We start from the raw sequence: 24,035 nt of genomic DNA, 5'->3' as shown, positions 1-24,035 counted from the left end.
GTACGCCGTCGCGTAAATCGTAACGCCGGCGCTCCCCAGGGACGACCCCGGGGAAGAACGCTATTTTGCTGCGGGACGACCCGCCCTGATGTGAGTCCCGTTTATGTTCAATACCCTACTTATTGCCAACCGCGGCGCCATCGCCTGCCGCATTCTGCGCACGCTGCGCGCTATGCGGGTTAAAGGCGTTGCCGTCTATTCCGATGCCGATCTGAGCAGCCTGCATATCCGCGAGGCCGATGAAGCGCTAAGCCTCGGCGACGGCCCGGCGGCGCAAACCTATCTGGTGGTGGAAAAAATCATCGCCGCCGCGCGGCAAAGCGGCGCCGAGGCGATTCACCCCGGCTACGGCTTCTTATCGGAAAACGCCGCCTTCGCCGAAGCCTGCGAAGCCGCCGGGCTGGTATTCGTCGGCCCGACGCCGCAGCAGCTGCGGACCTTTGGCCTTAAACATACCGCCAGGGCGCTGGCTAAAGCGCAGGGCCTGCCGCTGCTGGAAGGCACCGGGCTGCTGGCCGATAGCGCCGAGGCGTGCCGTGCCGCGCAGGAGATTGGCTATCCGGTGATGCTGAAAAGCACCGCCGGCGGCGGCGGGATCGGCATGCGGGTGTGTCACGATGCCAACGAGCTGGCGGAGGCCTTTGAAACCGTTCGCCGCCTCGGGCAGAACAACTTTAGCGATGCCGGCGTGTTCGTCGAAAAATATATTTCCCGCGCCCGTCACCTCGAAGTGCAGATCTTTGGCGACGGGCAGGGGGAGGTTATCGCCCTCGGCGTGCGCGACTGTTCTATTCAGCGACGTAACCAGAAGGTTATCGAAGAGACGCCGGCCCCCAACCTGCCTGAGGGGATGGCGCAGGCGCTGTGCGAGGCGGCGATCGCCCTGGGCAAAGCGGTGAGCTACCGCAGCGCCGGGACGGTGGAATTTGTTTACGATAGCCTGGCGCAGCGCTTCTATTTTCTTGAGGTTAATACCCGCCTGCAGGTTGAGCACGGGGTGACCGAGCAGGTCTGGGGCGTCGATCTGGTGCGCTGGATGGTCTCCCTGGCGGCGGGGGATTTGCCGCCGCTGTCCCGGCTGATGGCGGATCTGCAGCCGCGCGGCCACGCGATTCAGGCGCGGATCTACGCCGAAGATCCCGGCCGTCAGTTCCAGCCGTCGCCGGGGCTGCTCAGCGAAGCGATCTTCCCGCCGGCGGATGGGGTAAACCTGCGGATTGACCGCTGGGTGGAGGCCGGCTGTGACGTGCCGCCGTTCTTCGACCCGATGCTGGCAAAAACGATCGCCTGGCAGCCTGACCGCGATCGGGCCATTGCCCACCTCGGCGAAGCCCTGGCGGCAACCCGGCTGTACGGCGTGGAAACCAATCGTCTCTATCTGCAGCAGATTCTGGCTTTCGCCCCCTTTGCCGACGGCGAACCCTGGACCCGCTGCCTTGAGCAGCTGGATTATCAGGCGGCGACCGTCGAAGTCCTGAGCGCCGGGACCCAGACCAGCGTTCAGGACTATCCGGGGCGCCTCGGATACTGGGCGGTGGGCGTACCGCCTTCGGGGCCGATGGACGACCGGGCGCTGCGCCTGGGTAACCGGCTGCTTGGGAACCCGGAGGGCGAAGCGGCGCTGGAAATCACCCTCAGCGGGCCAACGCTGAAGTTTAACTGTCTCGCCCAGGCCGCGATATGCGGCGCAGCGGCTGCGGTGACCCTCGACGGCGTGGCTCAGCCGATGAACCGCGTCTTCACTATTCCCGCCGGAGCGACGCTGAAAATAGGCCCGGTGACCGGCGCGGGCGTGCGCAGCTATCTCTGCCTGCGCGGCGGTATTCAGGTGCCGGACTATTTAGGCAGCAAAAGCACCTTTACTCTCGGACAGTTTGGCGGCCACGCCGGACGCGCGCTGCGCGGCGGAGACGTTCTGCACCTGGCCTCCTGCAGCGCGGACAGCGTCGGCGCCGCGCTGCCCGCCGCGCTGCAGACCTCGCTGGACGCGGTGCGAACGCTGCGGGTCATCTATGGCCCCCACGGCGCGCCGGAATTCTTTGCCGCAGAGTATATCGCCACCTTTTTTGCCACCGACTGGGAAGTGCATTTCAACTCCAGTCGTACCGGCGTCCGGCTGATGGGCCCGAAACCGCTGTGGGCCCGCGACAGCGGCGGAGAGGCGGGACTGCATCCGTCGAATATTCACGATAATCCCTATGCTATCGGCGCGGTCGACTTTACCGGCGACATGCCGGTGATCCTCGGCCCGGACGGCCCGAGCCTCGGCGGATTTGTCTGCCCGGTCACGGTGATTGAGGCCGACCTGTGGCAGCTCGGCCAGCTGAAAGCCGGAGATAAAGTGCGCTTTGTGGCGGTCGATTTAGCCACCGCCCGTCGCCTGGCGCAGGGCCGTCGCGAGGAGCTGGCAACCCTTGAGCCCGCGGCTATCGCCTGGCAGCCTGCGCCGCTGGCGTCGCCGGTGGTGATGTCCTGCGGGGAAGCCAATAAGCGTCTGGTGGCGCGACTCTCCGGCGATACCCATCTGCTGCTGGAGGCCGGAGAGGCGGAGCTGGATCTGGTTCTGCGCTTTCGCATCCACGCGCTGATGCAGGCGCTGGAGGGCCAGGCCCGGGTTGGCGTGATTGATCTGACGCCGGGGATCCGCTCTTTACAGGTTCACTTCCAGCCGGAAACGCTGCCCCTCGAAGCGCTGCTGGCATGGGTGTGCGCGGAATGGGCGACGGTGTGCGTCAGCGATGACCTTGAGGTTCCCACGCGGGTGGTGCACCTGCCGCTGTCGTGGGACGATCCGGCCTGCCGCAAGGCGATCGACAAATATATGACCACCGTTCGCCGCGACGCGCCCTGGTGCCCCAGCAATCTTGAATTTATCCGGCGGATTAACGATCTGCCCGACGAACGGGCGGTATGGGATACGGTGTTTGACGCCAGCTACCTGGTGATGGGGCTGGGGGATGTCTATCTCGGCGCGCCGGTGGCTACGCCTCTCGACCCGCGCCACCGGCTGGTGACCACCAAATACAACCCGGCGCGCACCTGGACGGCGGAAAACTCGGTCGGGATTGGCGGCGCCTACCTGTGCGTGTACGGCATGGAAGGTCCAGGCGGCTATCAGTTTGTCGGCCGCACGCTGCAAATGTGGAATCGCTATCACGAGGTGGCTGATTTTGCCGGCAAGCCGTGGCTGCTGCGCTTCTTCGACCAGCTGCGCTTCTATCCGGTCTCTGCCGAAGAGCTGCTGCAGATCCGCCGTGATTTTCCGCTCGGCCGCTATCCGCTGCGCATTGAGCACAGCACCCTGCGGCTGGCGGAGTATCAGCAGTTCCTTGCGCGCGAGGCCACGAGCATTGACGCTTTCCGCCAGCACCAGCAGCGCGCGTTTAATGAGGAGCGCGATCGCTGGATAGCCAGCGGCCAGGCGCATTTCGAGAGCCAGGAGGCGGCGGTCGAAGAGGGTGAGGACGCGCCGCTGCAGCACGGGCAGCAGGGGGTAGAAAGCCCCGTTTCCGGCAACCTGTGGCAGGTACAAACCGCCCCGGGCAGCCGGGTTCACGCCGGAGATGTTCTGCTGGTGCTGGAGTCGATGAAAATGGAGATCCCGCTGCTGGCCCCCTGCGACGGGGTGATCGCCGAGGTTAACGTTCAGCCTGGCGCCTCGGTTCGCGCCGGGCAGCGGGTGGCGGTAATTATTGAGGAAAACGTATGAATCAGCACAATTTTGATTTACGCCTGAGCACCCTGGCGACAGGCTATCGCGACGGCCGGCTGACGCCCCGGGCGCTGATGGCGGAGCTGCGCCAGCGTGCCGCCGCGCTGAATCCGCAGTATCAGCTGTTTATTCATATCCTGACGGCAGAGGAGCAGGAGCCCTGGCTGGCGGCGCTGGACGGCGTGGCGCCGGAGACCCTGCCGCTGTACGGCGTGCCGTTTGCGATTAAGGATAATATCGATCTCGCCGGGATCGTCACCACCGCTGGATGCCCGGCGTTCGCCTATACCGCCGAGCGGGACGCGACGATTGTGGCCCGGCTGATTGCGCTGGGCGCGGTTCCGGTCGGTAAGACTAACCTCGACCAGTTTGCCACCGGCCTCAACGGCACGCGATCGCCCTACGGACGCTGTCGTAACGCCGTGCACCCGGAGTATCCGGCGGGCGGTTCGAGCGCCGGTTCGGCGCTGGCGGTGGCGCTCGGCGTCGCCAGCTTTGCGCTCGGTACGGATACCGCCGGCAGCGGGCGGGTTCCGGCATCGTTAAATAACCTCGTGGGGCTGAAGGCCAGCAAAGGGCTGATTTCGACCGCCGGGGTGGTGCCGGCCTGCCGGACGCTCGATTGCACGACCTTTTTTACCGCCACCGCCGCCGAGTCCAGCCGGCTGCTGGCGCTGACCGCCGCCGTCGATCCGCGCGATGCCTACAGCCGACGCAATCCGCAGTGGAACGGGGAGCAGGCCTTCGGCACGCCGGCGCCGGGATTTCGCTTCGGCGTTCCGCAGACGCTCAACTTCCTCGGCTGCGCGCAGAGTGAAGCGCTCTTTTTACAGGCTAAAGCGCGGCTGCTGGCCCTCGGCGGCGTGGCGGTGAGCCTCGATATGACGCCGTTTCTCGCCGCCGCCAGCCTGCTGTACGACGGGCCCTGGGTGGCGGAGCGCTACGCGGTGGCGGGGCCGCTGATTGAACGGCAGCCGGAGGCGGTTCTGCCGGTGATCCGCGACGTGCTGGCGAAGGCGCCGCAAACCGATGCGGTCGCCGCGTTTAAGGCCATGTATCAGCTGCAGGCCTATAAAGCGCAGTGCGACGCGCTGCTCGACGGCGTGGATTGCGTCCTGACGCCGACCTATCCGCGTCCGGTCACGCTTGCCGAGCTGGAAGCGGAGCCGGTGAAGCGCAACGCCGACCTCGGTTACTACACCAACTTTATGAATTTACTCGATTATGCAGCCGTCAGCGTGCCGGCAGGATTCTTGTCGAACGGCCTGCCTTCCGGCGTTACGCTATTTGGCCGGGCGTTTACCGACCAGTATCTCCTCGGGCTGGCCGATGCCTTCCAGCGGGCGCAGCCGCTGCCGCTGGCCGGCGGGGCGCAGATAGCGCCTGCGCCGCCGGCGAGCGTAGCCAGCCACGATCGTCAGGCGCTGGTGGTGTGCGGCGCGCATCTCGACGGGCTGGCGCTGAACGGACAGCTGCGGGCCCGGGGCGGACGCCTGCTGGCGGCGACGGAAAGCGCGGCCTGCTATCGGCTGTACGCGCTGGCCGACGGCAGGCGTCCGGGGATGGTGCGGGATGAAAACGGCGGGGCGGCCATTGCGGTGGAGGTGTGGGAGCTGCCCTCCGCCGAGCTGGGATCGCTCCTGGCGGCGATTCCGGCGCCGCTGGGGTTAGGCAAGGTGGAGCTGGCGGACGGGCGCTGGCTCAGCGGCTTTATCTGCGAGGCGTACGGCCTGCAGGGCGCGACCGATATTACGGCCTACGGCGGATGGCGGGCCTGGTTGGCGCGCTAGGTGACGGTGTCACATATTCTGAAAAAAATAGCGTCGGCCCGCCCTGGGCCGGCGCTACTCACATGCTGAAACATTTCTGCCAATTCATTAGCAACCTTTCCGTAGGGCTACCGCGCCGATAAGGCTATCCTTCCCCGCTTTTAATTTTTTGGCTTCTTATTGAAACTCAGGTGAATTACCGCCAATGACTCTATTGAGAGATGAAATTCGCGATCACTCAGCGGAAGAGATGCTGTTTATTCGCCGGGCCGTGGTGGCTTTTATTCTGGTGGTGGTCTGCTTTAGCATTCTGATCGTTAACCTCTATCGGCTGCAGGTCAAACAGCACGATTTCTATCAGACCCGCTCGAACCAGAACGATATCAAAATGCTGCCTATTGCCCCGAGCCGCGGGCTCATCTTCGATCGCAACGGTATCCCGCTGGTACAGAACATCACCCTCTATCGCCTGCAGGTGATCCCCAGCAAAATCGCCGATATGAAAGCGCTGCTGCAGCAGCTGACGCCGATCGTTGATCTGACTCCCGATGATATCGCCAGCTTCCGCGACGATATGCTGCACAACAGTCGCTACAAAGAGGTGACGTTAAAATCCGCGCTGAGCGATGTCGAAGTGGCGCGCTTCGCGGTGAACGAATTCCATTTCCCCGGCGTAACCGTAGAGAACTATCAGCAGCGCGACTATCCCTACGGCGCCGAGCTGGCGCACGTTGTCGGCTACGTCTCGAAAATTAACGATAACGACCTACAGCGGCTGGCAAAAAATGGCGAAGCCGAGAATTATGCCGCCGACCATAATATCGGCAAACAGGGTATTGAAGGCTATTACGAACAGGAGCTGCACGGTACCACCGGCTACCAGGAGGTCGAGGTGGATAACCACGGGCGGGTGGTGCGCCTGCTGAAAGAGGTGCCGCCGGTCGCCGGCAAAAATATCTATCTGACGCTCGATCTGCATCTGCAGCAGTATATTGAATCGGTGCTCAAGGGGCAGCGCGCGGCGGTGGTGGCGGTCGATCCGCGCGACGGCGGGGTGCTGGCGATGGTTTCCAGCCCCAGCTACGATCCCAATCCCTTTGTGAAAGGCATTGGCTATCAGGCCTACCGCTCGCTGCTCGATAACGCCGACCGGCCGCTGATCAACCGCGTGACCCAGGGCCTCTACCCGCCGGCCTCGACGGTTAAACCCTATATGGCGCTATCGGCGCTCTCTGCCGGGGTGATTACGCCCACCACCACCTTCTTCGGCGCGCCGACCTGGACGCTGCCGGGCACCCAGCGCCGCTACCGCGACTGGCTGAAAACCGGGCACGGCATGCTCAACGTCACCAAGGCCATTGAAGAGTCGGCGGATACCTTCTTCTACCAGGTGGCGTTTGAAATGGGGATCGATCGGATTCACAGCTGGTTAAGTAAATTTGGCTACGGTCAGCCGACGGGGATCGACCTCAACGAAGAGTATTCGGGGGTGCTGCCGAGCCGTGAATGGAAGCAGCGGGTTCATAAGAAGCCGTGGTATCAAGGGGATACCATCTCGGTCGGCATCGGCCAGGGCTACTGGATTGCCACCCCGATTCAGATGGTGAAAGCGCTGACGACGCTGATCAACAACGGCAAGGTGAAGAACCCGCATCTGCTCTACTCCATGAAGCGCGGCAATAAGGTTGAGCGCTATCAGCCGCCGCAAAACACGCCGCAGGTGGGCGATCCGAAATCGCCGTACTGGGGGATTGTGCGCAACGGGATGTACGGCATGGCTAACCTGCCAAACGGCACCGGCTACAAGCTGTTCCACACCGCGCCGTATCAGATTGCCGCGAAGTCCGGGACCTCGCAGGTCTTCAGCCTGAAAGAGAACCAGACCTACAATGCGAAAATGATCCCGGTCAGGCTGCGTGACCATATTTTCTATACCCTGTTTGCCCCGTATCAGCATCCGCGGGTGGCGATGGCGCTGATTCTTGAGAACGGAGGCGGCGACGGAGTGGTGGCCGGCCCTACGGCGCGCGCCATTCTTGACCATATCTTCGACCCGGCCAACGCGCCGGCGGCGGCAGAGGGCGGCGCAGAGGCTAACGTCCCGCAGATCGATAGCGCCGACGCGCAGTAGAGAAGAAAACGCTCCCCGGACGGTTATGCCGTCCGGGAATAATCGCCGGTAAATTGATTATTTGCCGCCGACGGGGCTTTTCTCCATAGTGAAGCCTTACGCAAATCTGAGAAATAAGAAAGGTATCGCCATGTCGTTGAGCAGAAAAACGCTTCTTTTGGTGCAGACCGGCACGCCGCCGCAGGAGATTGTCGCCGATCACGGCGACCTGCCGCGCTGGTTCGCCGATCTGCTGGCACCGTGGCGGGAGCAGATGAAAGCGGTGCGCGTATTTGCCGGCGAGACGCTCCCGGCGCCGGATAACGACACGGTGGCGGTGATCACCGGCTCCTGGGATATGGTGACGGACCGCCTGGCGTGGAGCGAGATGACCGCGGAGTGGATCCGCGCCGCGATGGCCATCGAGATGCCGCTGTTTGGCGTCTGCTACGGCCATCAGCTGATGGCCCACGCGCTGGGCGGCGAGGTGGATTACCATCCGGCAGGGCGTGAAACCGGCAGCAAAACCATATCGCTCTCGGCCGCTGGCCTTAGCGATAGCCTGGTTGCCGACCATCCCGCGACCTTCAGCGCTCATCTGACGCATCTGCAAACGGTGACCAAACTGCCGCAAGGGGCGGCGGTGCTGGCCTCGTCCGAGCACGATCCGCATCAGATTGTCCGCTATGGCGCCCACGCGCTGTCGACTCAGTTCCACCCTGAAATCACCCCGGAGATTGCCCGCTCGCTGATTTACTATCGTCAGGCGGTACTGCGCAATGAGGGCCTTGACCCGGACAGGCTGAGCCGCGCGGTCGAGGAGAGCCCCGTGGCCTCGGCGATTTTGACCCGCTTTGTGGCGAACTATCTGACCCCGGCCCCGAGGACGGCTTAACTCTGCGGCGCTTTCTCCTGTAGCCAGGCCGCGGTTTCGCGAAGAATTTCGTCCGACAGCGCCGGGTCACAGGTCATTCGCGCCAGAATCACCGCCCCGACCATCGCCGACCAGCTGCCGACGGCCGCGCGGCGCCTCGCCGCGTCATCTTCCCCGGGAACGGTCTTGCTGAGATTGGCTATCTGCTGCTTGAGCCCGGCGCTCATTTCACTCCGCGCCGGCTCCGACTGGCGGATAGTGTCCGCAGCCAACGCCGCCAGCGGGCAGCCGCTGGCAAAATTATCCCGATGCTCAGGAGAAAGGTAGCGTTCGATTTGCGGCGCGCTACCGTTTTCGGTGGCGCCGCTCGTTGCCTGCAGCTCCGCCAGGGTCAGGGCGATCAGCTCATCCTTCGATTTGAAGTAGCCGTAAAATCCGCCGTGGGTAAGACCCGCTGATTTCATGATATCGGTGACCGTGACCGCATCAAAACCCCGTTCACGAAACAGACGACCGGCGGCGGCAAGGATTGTCTGCTTATTCTCTTCGACCTGTTTTCTGCTCACTCTCATGGCGTCATCCCGCGCTGAAATTATTTATGATGACCATCATATAACATTATTTACACCATACCCAGCCTGTGACATTATTCATGACGGTCATCATGTATAAATTCAGGAGAGCGAATATGAGCAGCAAATCAGCGGTACTGGTAACCGGAGCATCGACCGGCATTGGCGCAGTCTACGCCGAACGCTTTGCCCAACGCGGCCACGACCTGGTCCTCGTCGCGCGAAATACCGAGCGCCTTACCGCGCTGGCCCAGCGCCTGCGTAGCGAAGCGGGGGTGCAGGTCGACATTTTAACCGCCGATCTGACTAACGATGACGACGTTGCCGCCGTCGAGCAGCGTCTGCGGGAAGATACGCGCATCGGCATTCTGATTAACAATGCCGGCACCGCCATTCCCGGCGATTTTCTCAGCCAGAGCGGCGAGGAGCTCTCCCGGCTGATTGCGCTCAACGTAACGGCGGTGACCCGCCTGGCCCATGCCGTCGCTCCCCGGCTGGCGGCCGCGGGCGAAGGGGCTATCGTCAACATCGCCTCGGTTGTCGGGCTGGCTCCGGAAATGGGCCTGACGGTGTATGGCGCAACTAAAGCCTTTGTGCTGTTTCTCTCTCAGGCTCTCGACGTGGAGCTGGCCGCGAAGGGGATTTACGTCCAGGCGGTGCTGCCTGCGGCGACCCGCACCGAGATTTGGCAGCGCAGCGGCCAGGACGTTGATGCCATTCCCGGCCTGATGGAGGTGGATAAACTGGTGGATGCGGCGCTGGTGGGTTTCGACCGCCGTGAATTAGTCACCATTCCGCCGCTGCACGATGAAACGCAGTGGGGGGCCCTGAACGCGGCGCGCCAGGCGATGCTGCCCGGCTTCGCGCAGTCGGAACCGGCGCCGCGCTACCGCGCCTGACGCCTTCTCGTGACGTTGTCACCTGAACGTCAGCCCGCCCAGCGCCTCGGCCATCAGCTGTCCGAGCATCGTGCAGGCGGCGGTATTCCGCGCCTGCAGCGGATTCTCTTCGAGACCGATAGCCAGGGCGCCGGGGGATGGCAGCAGGGCGCCTGCGGCATGCAGATTCTCCGGCATGCCGATTTTGGTTCTGACCGTCAGGCCTAATCCGGCCTGCACCGCCGCCCAGACGCCGCTGAGGCTATGGCTAACAAACATCACCTGCCACGGAATGGCGGCCGCGTCGAGAGCGGCGATAGCCCTTGAGCGCATCAGGCACGGGCTTTCAAACATCACCAGCGGAAGCGGCTCGCCCGCGGCCAGCAGGGCGGCGACGTCGAGGTCCGGATGATGAATCCACTCCAGCTGGCACTGACCCAACGTTGGGCCGCTATCGTCGGTTTGCCAGAGCAGCGCCATATCCAGCGTGCGTTCGGCCAGCGCCTGGCGCAGCGGGAGATTGCGGTCCACTCTGGCGACGATCCGCAGCTGCGGGTGGTGACGTTTAAACTGGCCGAGGATCCCCGGCATCAGGGATTCGCCAAAATCCTCCTGCATCCCAATGCGGATCTCACCGGTAAGCCGTTCGCCTTTTAGAGCGCGTAGGGTCTCATCGTTGAGCTCCAGCATGCGCCGGGCATAGCCCATCAGCTTTTCTCCCTCGGCGGTGAGCGCCAGGTGACGACCCTGTTTCACCACCAGCCCGGCGTCGCACTGCATCTCCAGCTTCTTAAGCTGAGCGCTGACCGCGGAGGTTGAGCGCGAAAGACGTACCGCCGCCTGGGCAAAGCTGCCGCACTCGATCCCGGTGACAAAGGTGCGTAGCGCATCGAGATCCAGCGCCGGAGTAAGCTTTTCCATAATCATCCTCTTATTCAGGATGATGACTCCTGAATTATTCGATTTTCAGGAAGATACTGTGGCATCACACTGGGCTCAACGTCAACATTACCTTCCGGAGTTACCATGATCGTTATGCAGTATCGCTTTACGCTGCCCGCTGACTATGACATGTCGATTATTGAGCGCCGCATTCGCCACGGCGGCGCAAAGCTGGACGGCTTTCCCGGCCTGTTATTTAAAACGTACCTTTACTCTCGCAGCGATGACCGCGCCGGGGCTATAAAGGAGAACCGCTATGCTCCGCTGTACGTCTGGCAAAACGCAGAGGCGATGGCGCGCTTTCTGCAGAGTCCGGGGTTTGCCGGCCTGTGCGCAGACTTTGGCTGGCCGCGGATCGAAAGCTGGCTGGCGCTGCGCGTCCCGGCGGTCGGGGAGGTGATGGATAAGTCCTGGCTGAGCGTCAAAAAGCGCGCCATCGCTCCGTTTAGCGATCTGGCAAACCTCGATCTGCAGGGGCAGCTCTGCGCATGGGACCTGAGCCGCTGGCAGCTGCTGGAGGTCAGCTTTGGCGATGCGCCCTCGGATGAAGGAGAGAGTTATCGCATCGGCTACGTTGCGCGAGGAGAGGCGTAAAAAAAAGCCGATAAGGTGAGTTATCGGCTTTCGGGAGGAGGCGGGGCGGCAAGGGCCGCTATCCCGGATCGGGCGCAGGCGCCGCAGTCCGGGAGTTCAGCTTACTTTGCCAGCACTTCCTGGGCGGTGCGTTCAACCAGATTCAGCAGCACCTTGACGTCATCGAGGGTGACGATCGGGTTGAGCAGCGTCAGCTTCAGGCAGGTCACGCCGTTGTGCTCGGTGACGCCGACGTTGGCGCGACCGGAGTCCAGCAGCGCGTCGCCGATGCGCTGGTTAAGCAGGGCGATAGCCGCATCGTCGCTGCCCGCCGTCTGCTGCGGGCGCGAACGAAACAGCACGCTCGCCAGCTGCGGCTCCATAACCAGCTCCAGCGTCGGCTGGCTGGCAACGTATTCAGCGACGTTTTTCGCCATCGTCACGCCGTGATCGATAATTTCCGCGTACTGTTTCTGCCCCAGCGCTTCCAGCGCCATCCACAGCTTCAGCGCGTCGAAGCGGCGGGTGGTCTGCAGCGATTTGGACACCAGGTTCGGTACGCCGTTTTCTTCATCGAACTCGGAGTTCAGGTAGGCCGCCTGATAGCGCATCAGCTCGTAGTGGCGCGCGTCTTTTAGCAGGAACGCGCCGCAGCTGATGGTCTGGAAGAACTGCTTGTGGAAGTCCAGGGTGATGGAGTCCACGCACTCAATGCCGTCCAGATAATCGCGGTAGTGCCCGGAAAGCAGCAGCGCGCCGCCCCAGGCCGCATCCACGTGCAGCCAGATCTGATGCTCCGCCGCAATGCCGGCAATCACGCGCAGCGGGTCGATAGCGCCCGCGTCGGTGGTGCCTGCCGTCGCTACGATCGCCATGATCTGCTCGCCGTTGGCCTGCGCTTCGGCGATTTTCGCCTTCAGGTCTTCGACGTCCATGCGCGCAAAGCGGTCGGTTTTGACCAGCGTGACCGAACGGTAGCCGAGGCCCATCAGCGCCATGTTCTTCTGCACCGAGAAGTGGGCGTTTTCAGAACAGAACACTTTGTATTTGCGGATATCGCCCGGCAGACCATCCTGCTGAATCGAGTGCCCCTGGCGGGCGAAGAAAGCATCGCGCGCCAGCATCAGGCCCATCAGGTTACTCTGGGTGCCGCCGCTGGTGAAAACGCCGGCGTCGCCTGCCCGGTAGCCCACCCGGGCGCGCAGCCATTCGATCAGCTTCATCTCAATGATGGTGGCCGACGGGCTTTGGTCCCAGGAGTCCATACTCTGGTTGGTGGCGTTAATCAGCACTTCCGCCGCCTGGCTTACCACCAGGCTTGGGCAGTGGAGATGCGCCACGCACTGCGGGTGATGCACCGACAGGCTGTCTTTCAGGAAGTACTCGATCGCACGTTCAATCGCCGCCTGGTTGCCCAGACCCTGTTCGGTGAACTCAAGGGTAATGCGCTCGCGCAGCTCGGCGACGCTTTTGCCTTGATACATCTCAGGCTGCTTGAGCCACCGGGCGACGGCCTGGCTGGTCTGAGCGATAACCTGCTGATACGCCTCAATGCTCTGCGGCGAACCGGCAAGGATCGGATTCAATTGGGACATGGCGGTCACTTACTCCACTCAGACCGGTTTTACGCCGGCGGCCAGCAGGGCCTGTTCAAATTTGTCGAAGAAAATCTCCAGCTCAGCGTTGCTGATCAGCAGCGACGGCAGCAGGCGCAGGACGCAGCCGTTACGGCCGCCGCGCTCAAGGATCAGGCCCGCTTCGAAGCATTTTTTCTGCAGCAGGGCAGACAGCGCGCCGTCGGCCGGGTAGCAGCCCATGTGATCCTGAGCTTCGTTCGGCTTAACGATTTCGATGCCGATCATCAGACCGAGACCGCGAACGTGACCAATGACCGGGTAGCGTTTTTGCATTTCGGCCAGCTTGCCTTTCAGCCACTCGCCCTGGGCCGCAACTTTACCGGCGATGTCGTTCTCTTTCAGGTGACGCAGGGTGGTCAGGCCGGTTGCCATTGCCAGCTGGTTGCCGCGGAAAGTACCGGTGTGGTGACCAGGTTCCCAGGCGTCAAACTGCTTCTTGATACCAAGAACGGCCAGCGGCAGACCGCCGCCTACGGCTTTGGACATCACGATGATGTCCGGCTCAATGCCCGCGTGTTCGAAGGCGAACAGCTTACCGGTACGCGCGAAGCCGGCCTGGACTTCATCGATAATCAGCAGAATGCCGTGCTCCTGGGTCACTTTACGGATGCGCTGCAGCCACTCGACCGGCGCCGGGTTCACGCCGCCTTCGCCCTGAACGGCTTCAAGGATCACCGCCGCAGGCTTACGCACGCCGCTTTCAACGTCGTTGATCAGGTTTTCGAAGTAGTAGGTCAGCGCCTTCACGCCGGCTTCACCACCGATACCCAGCGGGCAGCGGTACTGATGCGGGTACGGCATAAACTGGACTTCCGGCATCATGCCGTTAACCGCTTCTTTCGGTGACAGGTTTCCGGTCACCGACAGCGCGCCGTGGGTCATCCCGTGGTAGCCACCGGAGAAGCTGATGACCGAAGAACGGCCGGTGTATTTTTTCGCCAGCTTCAGCGCCGCTTCAACGGCGTCAGCGCCGGACGGGCCGGTGAACTGCAGGCAGTATTCTTTACCTTCGCCCGGTAATAAAGAGAGCAGGTATTCGGAGAAGCGATCTTTTAACGGAGTTGTCAGATCGAGGGTATGTAACGGCAAGCCGCTGGTAATGACACTTTGGATGCTCTGCAGCACGTCAGGATGGTTATGACCAAGAGCCAGGGTTCCAGCACCGGCAAGGCAGTCCAGGTACTGTTTGTTATCCGCATCGGTCAGCCATACGCCTTCCGCTTTGGTAATGGCCAATGGCAGCTTGCGCGGGTAACTCCTGACGTTCGATTCGAATTCGGCCTGACGGGCCAAAAAGGTTTCGTTGTTTGCGTCCAATAAATCTGCACTTAAAGTATCAATACGGACTTTATCCGTCATCATATCACTCCCACAACCAGCGTTACGGTTGAACCCTGGTTGAATAATTGGTTTAAGAAAATGAATCGCCATTCATAAAGCGCGCACAATATATGGCTTTTTAAATCCGCATTCAACGTTTTATTTATTGCGCTATTTTTACGTTATTTTTACATTGTTAAATTTAATGATAAATGGCTGATTTTTATCCGTTATTTTAACGTTCATAAAACCATAAAAAGTGTAATTATTAGTGTAGGATTTTACCCTGTTTTATTACCGCTTCGCTGACGCCGCTGGCGGAAATAGTTCCGCCAGCGGTAAGGTTACTCAACGCAGTTCGATAGCGTACTGCGATAAAGGTGTGATTTTTTTAACCAACTTATTGTTAAACAAAAACTGTTCGTAGGCTTCGTAGCGCGGCTTATCAAGCGCCGCCGGATCGGTGGCGAACAGCGGTATCGTTTGCAGCCACGCCTGCTTGTTGAGCTCGGTATTCAGCTCCGGATGCGCGGCGGCGAAGGCCTGCCAGGTCTCCTGCGGGTGGGCGCGCAGCCAGGTCACGCCTTTTTGCAGCGCTACGAGGAATTTTTTGATTTTCGCCGCGTGCGCTTCATCCCGGTTGGCGACAATCACCAGCTCGTCGTAGGCCGGCACGCCGTAATCCTCTACGTTCATGACCTGCGGCTCTTTGCCCTGCAGCTTCAGCTCCAGCGCCTCAATATTGCGGTAGCCGCCGATAACCGCGTCGACCTGGCCGGCAAGCAGGGCGCTGGTCAGCTGGAAGTTAACGTTGATCAGCTTGATACTTTGCGGATCGATATGCGCCGACTGCGCCATAGTTGCCAGCGTCGCCTGTTCGATGCCGCTCACCGAGTAGCCAACCTTTTTCCCCTTCAGGTCGGCGGGCGTTTTGATGCTCTTATCCAGCGCAATAATAGTGTTTAACGGTGAGTTAATCAGCGTCCCGACGCGCACCAGCGGCAGCCCCTCATCGGCGAAAAAATGCACCTGCGGCTGGTAGGTTATGGCCAGGTCGGCCTGGCGAGCGGCCACCAGCCGCGGCGGCAGCGCCGGGTCGGATGGCGGAATGATTTTGACGTCGAGGCCCTGTTCTTTAAAGGCGCCAATCTGTTCCGCAACCATAATCGGCGCGTGATCCGGGTTGATATACCAGTCCAGCACCAGGGTTAGCTTCTCGTTCGCCGCAGCGTGTGCGCTGATAGCCGCGCTGAGGGCCATCCCGGCAAAAATACGTTTATTCATGGTATTCCTTATTATCCGTACAGCTCATTATTCCGGCGTCCAGTCGATCAGCCGGTGCAAGAAAGCGTCGACCGCCAGCCACAGCAGGACGGTCAGCAGCACTAAAATAAACAGGGCCGCAAAGCAGATGTCGGTCTGCAGCCGGGCGTTGGCGTTGAGCATGACGTAGCCGAGCCCTTCGGCTGAGCCCACCCATTCGCCGATGATGGCGCCAATCGGCGCGACGGCGGCGGCCATCCGCAGGCCGGACCCCAGCGCCGGCAGCGCGGCCATCAGCCGCACGTGGCGCAGCTGTGCGCCAAAGGAGGCGCCCATCGTGCGGGCCAGATCGAGATAGTCGTGATTGACCCGCCGCAGGCCGTCAAAGAACGCGGAGGTGACGGGGAAGAAGATCACCAGCACCGCCATCATCACCTTGGCGCTCATTCCGAAGCCAAACCACAGCACCAGCAGAGGGGCGAGAGCGAACACCGGGATGGCCTGGCTGGTCAGCACCAGCGGCATCAGCCAGCGCTGCAGCCGCGGCGAGACGATCATGCAGAGCGCCAGCACCACGCCGAGCAGGACCCCGAGCAGCAGTCCGCTGAGAATTTCGCTTAGCGTCACCAGGGTATGCCAGCCCAGATACGCGCGGTTGAGCCACAGGGCGCCGGCGACCGCCGATGGCGAAGGCAGCAGAAAGGCGGGGATCCCGCTGCGGGTCACCAGCCACCAGACCAGCAGCAGGCCGCCAAACACCACAGCGCCGCGCAGGAGTTTGCCCCTCATCCGTCGGCCCTCATCAGTTGCTGCAGCAGTTCCGCCTGGCTGGCAAGCAGCGCGGGATCGTCCGCCGCCCGCGGCGGCAGGCCAGACAAATGGTGCGAATCGTCGATCCCGCCCGCGGACGGCGCGAGCACCAGCAGACGGTGGCTCAGGCGGCAGGCTTCCATCGGATCGTGGGTAATCAGCACCACGGTCCGGTCGGCCAGCAGCTCAGCCGCCAGGGTTTGAATACGCGTGCGGGTGATGGTGTCGAGGGCGGAGAAGGGTTCATCCATTAAGACCACGGGGCGGTCTTCATACAGCGTGCGGGCCAGCGCCGCGCGCTGACGCATTCCGCCGGAGAGCGACGCCGGGCGATCGTCGGCGCACTGCTCCAGCCCGACCTGGCACAATAAGGTTGTCACGCGCGAACGGTCAACGCGCTCCCCGCGCAGGCGCGCGCCGAGCGCTACGTTATCGCGCACGTTCAGCCACGGATAGAGCAGGTCCTTCTGTCCCATCCACGCCAGCCGTTTCGCCACGGGCAGCCCGTCGCTGGCGTAGACCTGGCCGGATGTCGGCGCCGCGAGGCCGGCGATGATGCGCAGCAGGCTGGTTTTTCCGGCGCCGCTGGCGCCCAGCAGGGAGACCCACTGCCCGCCGGGGATATCGAACGATAAATCCTCAAAAACGACCCGCGAACCGAAGCGTAACCCCAGTTCCCGGACGTGGATGGCCGGGGGAGTCACGCCGACGCCTCCGTTACCGCATTCAGCCCCATCTGCCAGAAGTTGGCCTCCAGGCGCGTGGCGGTGGCGAAGATGGCGCTGAGCTCAGCGAATCTCGACTCGCCGCCGCGCTGCTGCCAGAGGGTTTCCAGCAGGGCGATCGCCGCGTTGACGCCGTTGAGATAGCCTTCGTCGCCATAGTTATGGATCCACGAGGCGTAGGGATTATCGCTCAGGCGGGTCTGCGGACTATGCAGCAGCCCGAGCCCAATTTCTGCGTAACCGGCCACGCAGGGCATCAGCGCGGCCAGCAGATCCAGGGCGTCGCCGGAGTGGCCGATATCCAGCACGTAGCGCGTGTAGTTGACCGTCTCAGACGCCTCCGGCTCGGCGGCCATGATCGCTTCATCCAGCCCCCAGCCGGCGCAGTAGCCGACGTGCAGCGGCAGCTCGCTGAGGATGGCGTTCATCGAGGCCGCCGCGGCGCGCATCTCCGGCAGCGTGCGCAGCTTGCTGACCAGCAGGGCATAGCTGCGGGCAAAGTGGATCAAAAACAGATAGTCCTGCGTCAGGTAGCGGCGGAATGCGCGTTCGGGCAGGGTGCCGTCAGCCAGCTGATGTAAAAAGGGATGGGCGACGTAGTGCTGCCAGTCGCGTCCCGCCTGCTGGCGCAGACGACCGTAGATACCTTGAGTAAATGCGGGAAGAATCACAGGACCTCCTGATTAAGGGGAGATCCGGGCGTGCAGAAGTATGAACAGGCAATGGCGGAAAACTGGCAAAATTGCCGACCCGTCCCTTCGCTGGCATGACCCAGATCAGGTTCAAAGGGTTCGGCTTACGCCATCTCAGCCCTCACGGGACACCCCTCGGTAGGGCCATGTTATACGGCATTCACTTTTTGATTACAATCCCGGCTTCGGGTCATTGCGCCAGGGGATTGCGCTCCGTTTAAGTGACGGTGTCACGTGGTCATTAGCTGAAAAGTGCACGACGGCCAAGGGCAGGGAAATTTTTATAGCTAATTAGTGTGATTTATCGCGCTTTTTTATCCAAAAGTAAGGCGAAAACCGGCCGCCGGCAGTGGGGACCTCCGCGGCGCGTACTATATATTCTCATAGGCTGAAAGCCATTATTCTTCAGTGACCTGGGGAGTAAAAAACCATATCGCCTGGAGAGTGCATGAAGCCGCTATTCCCCCGGCAGCAGCTGGCGCCGGGCAGCCCCTTGAGCGCAGAGAAAAACAGGCGTCCGGCGAGAGAAAAAGCTCGCGGAAAGAGGTAAAGTGACCCGCAGCAGATGGACAAAAAAGATACGACTAACTCTGTTGGTTTCCTCTCTCCATTTGAAATGAATTGAATAATAGGTACCAATGCTGGTCAGGAGCGGTGCGTAACGTTTTTTGCCAGCTCAGACACCGTCTGTGATTAAAAATGGGTCTATAATTGGCGCTTCTGCGTCATCCCTTTGAACTCTCTGATTAATTTGATTTTGCGCCAGCAGGCGATAAATGCTCATGTGACCGGATTACTGATAGACGATGTATAGAGGGTGGAGGGCGGCATGCTATTAAAAGAATTAATTATTTTCGACCTGTTAGCCACCCCCGTCTGGGTGGTTCATCCTTTCAAAGAGCGCATCCTCTACAGCAACCAGGCCTCCAGAACCCTCAGCGGCGATATGTCGCTGGATGAGATGCGCAAAGGGACATTCTCCACCTGCCCGGAAGTGAGCCTGCAGAATTACCTCTATTACTGCAAAAATATTGCCGAGATTTTTGAAGTCTGGACAATTAATTCCGCCGACGGCCAGACCTCGATTTACTGTAAAACCACGCTGATTAAATCAGAAGAATATGACACGCTGATTCTCTTCGAGGCGGTAAAGCTGCTGCAGCAAAATGAGTCTATCAATACCTCCTCCCGGCATTACCAGCGGCGCAGTAACGGTTTTTTCTCCCGCTTTTTTATGACCAACTCCGCGCCCATGTTATTAATCGATCCTCACCGGGACGGCAGAATTATTGATGCCAATATTGCCGCGCTGCGCTTTTATAATTACACCTCGGATGAGATGCGGGCGAAGCATACCTGGCAGATTAATACTTTGGGCCGCGATGTTTTGCCGATCATGCGCAACGTCGCAAGCCTGCCTGGAGGCCATAAGCCGCTCAATTTCACCCATATTCTCGCCGATGGCTCCATTCGCCACGTTCAAACCTACGCCGGTCCGGTGGTGCTATACAATATTCGCCTGATGCTCTGCATCGTGCATGACGTAACCGAAGAGGTGCATTTAAGGCGCGAGCTTGAGTTTTCAGCTTCGCACGATCCGCTGACCGGTCTGCTTAACCGGCGTGAGTTTTATCGCATCGTTGATTCCGCTTCGTTTACAGCTGGCGGCTTCTGCCTGCTGCTGGTTGATGTCGATAACTTTAAGGCCATTAACGATAGCTACGGCCATCAGAAAGGCGATGAGGTTTTACTGGCGATTTCCCGGATCCTTGAATCGACGGTGACGCATCAGGACAAAATATATCGCTGGGGAGGCGAGGAGTTTCTGTTATTTCTTCCCGAACGCTCCATTGCGATGGCGCTGCAAATGGCGGAAACCATTCGCCTTGCGGTTAGCGGCCATCAAATGCCGGATCATCCCAGCCCGGTTACCGTCAGCATCGGCGTCGCCGATCGTCAGGATGATGAAGAGATCGACCAACTGTTCAATCGCGTCGATAAGGCGCTGTATGCGGCGAAGAAAGAAGGGCGAAACCAGGTGAAGCTGCATCTGGTGGAAAAATATTGAGGCGCGGCGCGATGGGCCCCGCAATAAAATATTCGCCGCATAAATATATTTAGCCGTTTTTTTTAAATTCTTAGCAATATTTCTCCGGCTCATTCGTCTACCTCATCAGCAGTCACTTTTCACGACAGTCATGAGGTAGCAAGAAGATGAGAAATTTAGATATGCATGAAAACCGCCGTCATTGCGGCTTTGGTCGCCACCGGATGGGCAAACCGCTGATCGTTGGCGTGGCGATCGTCGCGATACTCGGGCTGGTGGTGATGTCGCTGTGGAACGCGCTGCTGCCGGCCATTCTTGGGGTTAAAAGCATCGGCTTCTGGCAGGCTTTAGGTCTGCTGGCGCTGTCGCGGATCCTCTTCGGCGGCCTTGGCTTCCGCCCGGGCATGTTCGGGATGGGTCGCGAGCGTCGGCGCATGCATGAACGCTGGATGCAGATGAATCCCGAACAGCGCGAAGAGTTTATGCAGCGCTTTGGTCGCCGCGGCCATCGCGGGCATTGCGGCTGGCGCGATCGCCGTAACGACCCCGCCCAGCCGGCAGACGATGCGTCTAAAACGACGCCGACCGAGTGAGCGAAATGAAAGGCGCAACGACGGGAGAGTCACTGCTCATTTCGGCGCTCAACGCCTGCCGCTCCCGGCTGAAGGCCTTTATCCGCGGCCGCGCCTCGGTACGCGACGAGGCTGACGATATCCTGCAGGAAGTGACCTGGCAATTAATGAAGGTCGAGCAGCCGGTGGAGAACGTCGCCGCCTGGCTGTTCCGCGCCGCGCGTAACGAAATGACCGACCGGGCGCGCAAAAAACGCGAGCTGCCGCTGGCGGACTACTTCAGCGGGGATGAGGAAGGAGAGTTCCCGGAAGATGAGCTGGCGGAGACCCTGTTCGGCGTGCCGCAAACGCCGGAGGACGAGTACCTGAAAGAGCTGCTGTGGGAGGAGCTGAACCAGGCGTTATCCGAACTGCCCGCCGCCCAGCGGGAGGTCTTTGAAAAGACCGAGCTGCTGGGCTACAGCTATAAAGAGCTGGCCGCCGAGTGCGGGGCCAGCGAGCAGGCCCTTCTTTCGCGCAAGCATAAAGCCGTGCTCTATCTGCGTACGCGCCTGCGCGCCCTCTATGATGAGCTGATAACCGACTAAGGCCTGGCCCAATCGCCGGGCACCGCGGTCAATATCCTCAGGTGAGGATATTTCATGATTTATCCCCACTAAAGGATACCGCAGTCTTTATCCTCTTGTGGGGATATTTACGGCGAGCGTTGACATTATCCTCACCAGGGTATAAACAGAGTCTTATCCCCACAAGAGGATAGATAAAGACGATGATAACGCCCCCGACGATCTACAGCCCGGCCCAGCTGGCAAACCATATCAAGCTGGTCCGGCAAAAAAACCAATGGACGCAAAGCGATCTGGCCCGCCGGATAGGCATTAAGCAGGCGACGATCTCGAACTTCGAAAACCATCCGGATAAAACCACCTTAACGACGCTGTTTAAGATTTTACAATCTCTGGAAATGACGATGACGGTGTGCGAAAAGGGCGCGGCCTCGGCCTTTGAGCAAAACGATAGCCAACCGGATCTGGAGTGGTAATGGCAACGCTCGTGACGTGGATGAATAATGAACGCGTCGGGGAGCTGATCAAGCTGAGCAACGGCGCGCATCAGTTCCGTTATGATCGGGGCTGGATACAAAACCCGCGCGCGCGACCGCTTTCCCTGTCGCTGCCGCTGCAGTTCGGCAACATCACCTCGGATGCGGTGTTTAACTACTTCGACAACCTGCTGCCCGATAGCCCGCTGGTGCGCGATCGCATTGTCAAGCGCTACCAGGCCCGCTCGAAGCAGCCCTTCGATCTGCTGGCCGAGGTGGGGCGGGATAGCGTCGGGGCGGTCACCTTACTCCCCGTTGGCGACGCACCGGCGACCGGCGGCCTGACCTGGGAACCGCTCGACGACGTCCGGCTTGACGCGCTGCTGACGGCCTATCGCGCGGATATTCCGCTCGGCATGATTAACGGCCAGGAGGAGTTCAGAATATCGGTCGCCGGCGCTCAGGAGAAAACGGCGCTGCTGAAGATGGACGGCCGCTGGTGCATACCGACGGCGACAACGCCAACGACGCATATTATCAAGCTGCCGATCGGCGAGATAAGGCAGCCGGACGCGGTGCTGGATCTTAGCGAAAGCGTGGACAACGAATATTTATGTCTGGCCCTGGCGCGGGAGCTGGGCTTTGCCGTTCCGCAGGCTGAAATTATCACCACCCGCAGCACCCGGGCGCTGGCCGTTGAGCGCTTTGACCGCCGCTGGGCGCAGGAAAACACGCGTCTGCTGCGCCTGCCGCAGGAGGATCTGTGCCAGGCGTTCGGGATGCCTTCCTCGATGAAGTACGAGTCGGACGGCGGGCCGGGCGTGGCGCAAATTATGGCGTTTCTGCTGGGCTCCAGCGAGGCGCTGAAGGATCGCTACGATTTTATGAAGTTCATCGTTTTTCAATGGCTGATCGGCGCCACCGACGGGCATGCGAAGAATTTTTCCATTTTTCTTCAGCCCGGCGGCAGCTACCGCCTGACGCCTTTCTACGACATCATCTCGGCTTTTCCTGTGCTGGGGGGCGCGGGTTTGCATATCAGCGACCTGAAGCTGTCGATGAGCCTGAAAGCAACCAAAGGGCGGAAAACGGAGATCCAAACGATCTATCCGCGTCATTTCCTCGCCACGGCGAAGGAGGTGGGATTTGCGCAGCAGCAGATGCTGGAGATCCTGCGCTATTTTGCCGATAACCTGCCGCGGGCGGTCGATGCGGTAAGGGCCTCGTTGCCGGGAGATTTTTCGCCGACGGTTTACCAGGCCATTATTTCTCACACCCTCAGGAACCATGCGCGGCTGCAAAGCGGGCTGGCGGGTTAGCGGACGCTAACCCAACGCTTGCCGACAATCACCGTCAGCGCGACGATCGTCGCGATCGCCGCCAGATGCAGCGCAAAATCCAGCAGGTGCAGATGCACCGGATGACAAAACGCCAGCAGGCTTACCGCAAGGCTGGCGACGCCGAGCCCCGCCATCGCCAGGCTGCGCGCGGGATAGAGCGCCCGCGTGCGCCGCAGGCTGGCGATCATCAGCGCCATCATCGGCGTACTGACGACCAGCAGAAAGGTGAAACAGCTGACGCTGTCGTCATCGTGCAGCGGCGGCGCGTCGCCGGGAATGCTGCTGATGCTCAGGCCGAGCCACATCAGGCCAATGGGCAAAAGGGCCTTCCAGCTGATGCTCCGGCGCCCGGCAATGCTCATGGTGAACGCGCGGCGAATGGTTAACGTCCCGAGCAAAAATGCCAGCGCCAGCTGCACCACGGCCAGGCTCGCGCCGGGCTGGGACCAGTCGGTCAGGCCGCGCCGTACGAGGAAGCTGGCGGCGTAGGCGCAAGGCAGGGCAACGGCCAGCCAGCCCGCGACGCGCCAGCCGATCGGCCACGGACGTTTTACCGGGCGCATTTCGCGGCCCAGTTTTTCAATAAGCAGATTATGATCGGTCATGATGAGCTCCAAATCGGCGCAGGTTTTTCAACGCCCGATGCAGCAGCGATTTCACCGCCGCTACGCTTAGATTGTTATGGGTGGCCGCTTCCGTCAGGCTCATTTCTCGCAGATGAACGTGCTCGACAATTTCGCGCTGGCGCAGGGGAAGCTGCTGCAGATAGCCCGCCAGCTCCTCCCGGCTGTCCTGGCGCGGCGGATCGGCAGTTGCCGCCTCGGGCAGCACCTCGTCAGAGAGTTCCCAGTGCTGATAGCGCCCGCGCCGTCGCAGCGCGTCAACGGATCGGGCCGAGATAATCGCCAGCAGCCAGGGCAGAAAGGGAAAGGCCGGATCGTAGGTGTGACGCACCCGATGTACGCTGAGCAGTACATCCTGGATAACATCTTCCACCAGCGCCTCGTCGGCGATCCGTTTCCGCACCTGCGAACGGATCACCGGCACCAGCGCTTTGAGCAGGCGGGTGTAGGCGAGCTGATCCCCCGCCTGCGCCTGCTCCATTAGCGCGGGCCAGCTGTCGCGCGCGCTATCGTTTGTTTGCATAATCCGCCTTG

The 24,035-nt window shown here is 61.0% G+C and carries 21 protein-coding genes and 1 riboswitch; of the genes, 11 read left to right on the top strand and 10 right to left on the bottom strand.

The window, feature by feature from the left end; all coding sequences use genetic code 11:
- The first annotated feature begins 103 nt into the window (after window positions 1-103).
- The 4 genes from uca (at window position 104) to NWP14_RS04865 (ending at window position 8,486) form a co-directional block, all read left to right on the top strand.
- Window positions 104-3,709 (top strand): urea carboxylase, encoded by a 3,606-nt coding sequence (gene uca, locus NWP14_RS04880; RefSeq protein ID WP_375214886.1) that lies wholly within the window; start codon window positions 104-106, stop codon window positions 3,707-3,709.
- Window positions 3,706-5,502, top strand: a complete 1,797-nt coding sequence (gene atzF, locus NWP14_RS04875; RefSeq protein ID WP_375214885.1) for an allophanate hydrolase — start codon at window positions 3,706-3,708, stop codon at window positions 5,500-5,502. The genes uca and atzF overlap by 4 nt, the downstream gene beginning before the upstream one ends.
- Window positions 5,503-5,686: 184 nt before the next feature.
- Entirely contained in the window at window positions 5,687-7,612 is a 1,926-nt protein-coding gene (gene mrdA, locus NWP14_RS04870) for a penicillin-binding protein 2 (RefSeq protein ID WP_375214884.1), read from the top strand.
- A gap of 136 nt (window positions 7,613-7,748) precedes the next feature.
- Window positions 7,749-8,486: a glutamine amidotransferase gene (locus NWP14_RS04865; protein WP_370525529.1), complete on the top strand. Its 738-nt coding sequence runs from the start codon at window positions 7,749-7,751 to the stop codon at window positions 8,484-8,486.
- On the opposite strand, the gene NWP14_RS04860 is transcribed toward NWP14_RS04865, so the two are convergent.
- On the bottom strand, window positions 8,483-9,037 hold the full coding sequence (locus NWP14_RS04860) for a TetR/AcrR family transcriptional regulator (RefSeq protein WP_375214883.1): 555 nt from the start codon (window positions 9,035-9,037) through the stop codon (window positions 8,483-8,485). The two genes, NWP14_RS04865 and NWP14_RS04860, sit on opposite strands and share 4 nt — an antisense overlap.
- A 116-nt stretch (window positions 9,038-9,153) precedes the next feature.
- Between NWP14_RS04860 and NWP14_RS04855 the strand changes: the two genes are divergently transcribed.
- Complete coding sequence (locus tag NWP14_RS04855) at window positions 9,154-9,936, top strand: SDR family oxidoreductase (protein ID WP_095097801.1); 783 nt, start codon at window positions 9,154-9,156, stop codon at window positions 9,934-9,936.
- 18 nt (window positions 9,937-9,954) lie between these two features.
- On the opposite strand, the gene NWP14_RS04850 is transcribed toward NWP14_RS04855, so the two are convergent.
- The gene (locus NWP14_RS04850) at window positions 9,955-10,842 is read right to left on the bottom strand and encodes a LysR substrate-binding domain-containing protein (protein WP_375214882.1); all 888 of its coding nucleotides are present in this window, start codon (window positions 10,840-10,842) and stop codon (window positions 9,955-9,957) included.
- A 99-nt stretch (window positions 10,843-10,941) separates the two neighbouring features.
- On the opposite strand from NWP14_RS04850, the gene NWP14_RS04845 reads away from it, so the two are divergent.
- Window positions 10,942-11,451 carry a DUF4865 family protein gene (locus NWP14_RS04845; protein WP_346431508.1) on the top strand — a complete coding sequence of 170 codons (510 nt, stop codon included), beginning with the start codon at window positions 10,942-10,944 and terminating at the stop codon, window positions 11,449-11,451.
- Window positions 11,452-11,552: 101 nt separating this feature from the next.
- On the opposite strand, the gene NWP14_RS04840 is transcribed toward NWP14_RS04845, so the two are convergent.
- From NWP14_RS04840 to NWP14_RS04815, 6 genes are all read right to left on the bottom strand, one after another.
- Window positions 11,553-13,034 (bottom strand): pyridoxal phosphate-dependent decarboxylase family protein, encoded by a 1,482-nt coding sequence (locus tag NWP14_RS04840; protein ID WP_375214881.1) that lies wholly within the window; start codon window positions 13,032-13,034, stop codon window positions 11,553-11,555.
- Between the two features lie 9 nt (window positions 13,035-13,043).
- Window positions 13,044-14,429 carry a diaminobutyrate--2-oxoglutarate transaminase gene (locus NWP14_RS04835; protein ID WP_095097810.1) on the bottom strand — a complete coding sequence of 462 codons (1,386 nt, stop codon included), beginning with the start codon at window positions 14,427-14,429 and terminating at the stop codon, window positions 13,044-13,046.
- A gap of 306 nt (window positions 14,430-14,735) precedes the next feature.
- Window positions 14,736-15,671, bottom strand: a complete 936-nt coding sequence (locus NWP14_RS04830) for an ABC transporter substrate-binding protein (RefSeq protein WP_095097813.1) — start codon at window positions 15,669-15,671, stop codon at window positions 14,736-14,738.
- 27 nt (window positions 15,672-15,698) lie between these two features.
- Complete coding sequence (locus NWP14_RS04825) at window positions 15,699-16,439, bottom strand: ABC transporter permease (RefSeq protein ID WP_095097816.1); 741 nt, start codon at window positions 16,437-16,439, stop codon at window positions 15,699-15,701.
- On the bottom strand, window positions 16,436-17,164 hold the full coding sequence (locus NWP14_RS04820; RefSeq protein ID WP_375214880.1) for an ABC transporter ATP-binding protein: 729 nt from the start codon (window positions 17,162-17,164) through the stop codon (window positions 16,436-16,438). Before NWP14_RS04820 ends, NWP14_RS04825 begins: the two co-directional genes overlap by 4 nt.
- Entirely contained in the window at window positions 17,161-17,856 is a 696-nt protein-coding gene (locus NWP14_RS04815) for a TenA family protein (RefSeq protein ID WP_375214879.1), read from the bottom strand. The genes NWP14_RS04820 and NWP14_RS04815 overlap by 4 nt, the downstream gene beginning before the upstream one ends.
- Window positions 17,857-17,921: 65 nt before the next feature.
- A riboswitch (TPP riboswitch) is annotated at window positions 17,922-18,023 on the bottom strand.
- A 683-nt stretch (window positions 18,024-18,706) separates the two neighbouring features.
- Between NWP14_RS04815 and NWP14_RS04810 the strand changes: the two genes are divergently transcribed.
- The 5 genes from NWP14_RS04810 to NWP14_RS04790 all read left to right on the top strand — a co-directional run bounded on the left by NWP14_RS04810 (window position 18,707) and on the right by NWP14_RS04790 (window position 22,857).
- Complete coding sequence (locus tag NWP14_RS04810) at window positions 18,707-19,945, top strand: sensor domain-containing diguanylate cyclase (RefSeq protein ID WP_095097824.1); 1,239 nt, start codon at window positions 18,707-18,709, stop codon at window positions 19,943-19,945.
- Between the two features lie 146 nt (window positions 19,946-20,091).
- On the top strand, window positions 20,092-20,517 hold the full coding sequence (locus NWP14_RS04805; RefSeq protein WP_095097827.1) for a hypothetical protein: 426 nt from the start codon (window positions 20,092-20,094) through the stop codon (window positions 20,515-20,517).
- Between the two features lie 5 nt (window positions 20,518-20,522).
- Window positions 20,523-21,083, top strand: a complete 561-nt coding sequence (locus NWP14_RS04800) for an RNA polymerase sigma factor (protein WP_375214878.1) — start codon at window positions 20,523-20,525, stop codon at window positions 21,081-21,083.
- A 182-nt stretch (window positions 21,084-21,265) separates the two neighbouring features.
- On the top strand, window positions 21,266-21,538 hold the full coding sequence (gene hipB / locus NWP14_RS04795; RefSeq protein WP_375214877.1) for a type II toxin-antitoxin system antitoxin HipB: 273 nt from the start codon (window positions 21,266-21,268) through the stop codon (window positions 21,536-21,538).
- Window positions 21,538-22,857 (top strand): type II toxin-antitoxin system HipA family toxin, encoded by a 1,320-nt coding sequence (locus NWP14_RS04790; protein WP_375214876.1) that lies wholly within the window; start codon window positions 21,538-21,540, stop codon window positions 22,855-22,857. Before hipB ends, NWP14_RS04790 begins: the two co-directional genes overlap by 1 nt.
- Here NWP14_RS04790 and NWP14_RS04785 read toward each other — a convergent pair.
- Together NWP14_RS04785 and NWP14_RS04780 are read right to left on the bottom strand one after the other, a co-directional pair.
- Complete coding sequence (locus NWP14_RS04785) at window positions 22,854-23,483, bottom strand: NrsF family protein (RefSeq protein WP_095097836.1); 630 nt, start codon at window positions 23,481-23,483, stop codon at window positions 22,854-22,856. The genes NWP14_RS04790 and NWP14_RS04785 overlap by 4 nt on opposite strands.
- Window positions 23,470-24,024: a sigma-70 family RNA polymerase sigma factor gene (locus NWP14_RS04780; protein ID WP_095097839.1), complete on the bottom strand. Its 555-nt coding sequence runs from the start codon at window positions 24,022-24,024 to the stop codon at window positions 23,470-23,472. Before NWP14_RS04780 ends, NWP14_RS04785 begins: the two co-directional genes overlap by 14 nt.
- Window positions 24,025-24,035 lie beyond the last annotated feature (11 nt).

The organism is Klebsiella sp. C349492 (genome assembly GCF_042055345.1).
Classification (GTDB): Bacteria; Pseudomonadota; Gammaproteobacteria; order Enterobacterales; family Enterobacteriaceae; genus Klebsiella; species Klebsiella scottii.
Note: the sequence above shows the minus strand (reverse complement) of the source record. Positions and strands in the feature narration are given on the sequence as shown.